Annotated in this window: 1 protein-coding gene and 2 pseudogenes; 2 read left to right on the top strand and 1 reads right to left on the bottom strand. The window is 56.2% G+C overall.

All coding sequences use genetic code 11. The annotated features are described in order from the left end of the window. Positions 1–1602 (top strand): calcium-binding protein (locus SM764_RS22525; protein WP_369002865.1); only part of this gene is annotated, 1602 nt, incomplete at its 5' end. Between the two features lie 146 nt (positions 1603–1748). Here the strand turns inward: SM764_RS22525 and SM764_RS22625 are convergent. Beyond that, positions 1749–1853, bottom strand: a pseudogene (locus SM764_RS22625) (IS5/IS1182 family transposase); the annotation flags it as partial. Between SM764_RS22625 and SM764_RS22530 the strand changes: the two are divergent. After that, positions 1830–2220, top strand: a pseudogene (locus tag SM764_RS22530) (integrase core domain-containing protein); the annotation flags it as partial. The pseudogenes SM764_RS22625 and SM764_RS22530 overlap by 24 nt on opposite strands. Positions 2221–2328: the final 108 nt, after the last annotated feature.

Below are 2328 nucleotides of genomic sequence, written 5' to 3' on the forward strand. Positions count from 1 at the left end.
ATCGATGCGCCCCCCGCCCTGGCGGATCTGGATGGACCGCAACAGCTGGTACCAACCACGCTGGTGGCCTCTGACCCTGCGCTATCGGTGACGGCCGATGGCGGGCGGGTGCTGTTCTTTGTGCAGGCGGATGCGGGCGACAACTATGGGATCTGGGCGCAGCGCTATGATGCAAACGGTGTAGAGACCGGAGCGATCTATCAGATCAACACCGTCGAGACCGATGCGCAGACGCAGCCTGAGGCCACCGTTCTAAGCGACGGGCGTATTCTCGTCATCTGGATGTCGGGCAATTCCAATGGTACGGGTGAGGTTAGGGGCCGCATTTTGGACGCCAATGGCAACCCAGTCGCTGGCAATGACGATGATCTGATCACCCCGGCCGACACCACCGCCAATTACGCCAAAACACCCGAAATCACCGCGCTGGCAGACGGCGGCTTCGTGGCCGTATGGTATGAATATCATTCTAGTAGTAGCAAACGCAGTGTCTACCTTCAGCAATTCGACTCTGCCGGCAATGCGATAACCCACTACGATCAGGCCGGAGACCCCATTTCAGGGCCAATCCGGGTGCCGAGTCCTATTTCAAACAATCAAACCGTTCCGGATGTTCTGGCTTTGGATACCGGCGGGTATGTCGTCACCTGGACCGCCACCAAAGGAGTTTCCGGCGCTGACTCTTATGGCGGCATTTTTGGGCAGATGTTTGACTCTGTAGGCACGCCTGTTGGTGATGATTTCCATGTCAACACAACAACGGCTGATGACCAAGAACATTCGCGGCTGGTCACCCTTCAGGACGGTGGCTTCATGGTGCTTTGGAAACACGATGGATCGCCGGACCAACTGCGGTTTCAAAAGTACTATAGTGACGGAACACCCTCCGGCGGTGAAGGGACGTTGGCGACTGGTGCCACTATGACAGATATGGGAGCGGAATGGCAGGCTATTTCGCTATTGGGCGGCGGTGTTGCGGTTGCTTGGCATAGAAGCGACGGAGACTTGTACGTTCAATCCTTCGATGAGGCGGGCAATTCATTGACCGAAGTTACGACCATTAAAACCTCTCTTTCCACCAGCAATGGGGCCAATTTCACCTCTGATCTTGACCAACTGGCCAGCGGGCAATTGGTCGTGACCTGGGAATACAAAGGGGAAGTCTACTCCCAAACCCTATCGGTTCCGCCAGACGTAGCAGAGACCGTTCTAACCCAAGGGAACGATATTTTCCTAGGAAGCACTTCTGGAGAAACCATATTGGGGCTTGCCGGGGACGACATGATCGACGGTTCCGGCGGCGACGACAGGATCGAAGGCGGAGCAGGAAATGACTCGCTCACAGGCGGCAATGGTGCGGACACATTCGTATTCGATGCCGCAACCGGTTCTGATACAGTCTCAGACTTTACAGATGAAAGCGATCTGATCGAAATTGAGACAACAGGGATGCCAGATGGCACGGGCTTTGCAAATCTTGTACTGACCGACATGGGCAGTGATCTGTATGTCAGCTTTGCGGATCCGTCGATCACCACTGTCATCAAGATCAACAACTTGAGCAGTGCAGAATTCCTTGACGATGATGTGATCTTTGTTTGATTGACACGACCAGCACCAAGGCCCCCCGCAGTCGCGGGGGGCTTAGTCCACATGACCAGGTAGTCAGTGAAAAGGTGTAGCATCCTACAAGGGGCGTTGTTGCACAAATCAGGTTCTGACCGCAGTGCCCGTTTCCCCGGACGGACTTATTCCACGGGCTGCGTGACAGGTACGCCGAGCGCGGTATAGCCGTTGAACACGGAGATGCGGACCTGCGGCTCTGCAACCTGGCGATCAAGGTGAAACGCAAGCTGAACTCGGGTGACGTGATCGACGCCTTGAGCGATCTGTTCATCATGCGAGGCGTCCCGGTTTACATCCGGTCCGACAACGGCCCTTAGTTCGTAGCTCAGGCCGTCCAGGATTGGATCAAGGCCGTCGGCGCCAAGACCGCTTACATCGAATCCGGGTCACCCTGGGAGAATGGCTACTGCGAAAGCTTTAACCCCGGTTCCACCCCTCTCGGCAGCATGCGTTGCATGCGCCTGACGGGCAATGGATGAACTGCTGAACGGGGAAGCCTTCTACAGCCTCCGGGAAGCGGAGACCCTGATCGAACAGTGGAGGAAACACTACAACACGAAACGACCACATAGTGCCCTGGGTGACCTGCCCCCCGAGGCTCCCTTATTCATAACGAGAGTCTGCGGGTCTGGTTTTCATATTCTCCGTCGTCTGATTGGGCAAGCGCGCCGGGCGCGGAGCCCTCAAATTGCTCAAGCGTCC

The sequence above is a fragment of the Pseudophaeobacter sp. 1A16562 genome, assembly GCF_041008785.1.
Classification (GTDB): Bacteria; Pseudomonadota; Alphaproteobacteria; order Rhodobacterales; family Rhodobacteraceae; genus Phycobacter; species Phycobacter gallaeciensis_A.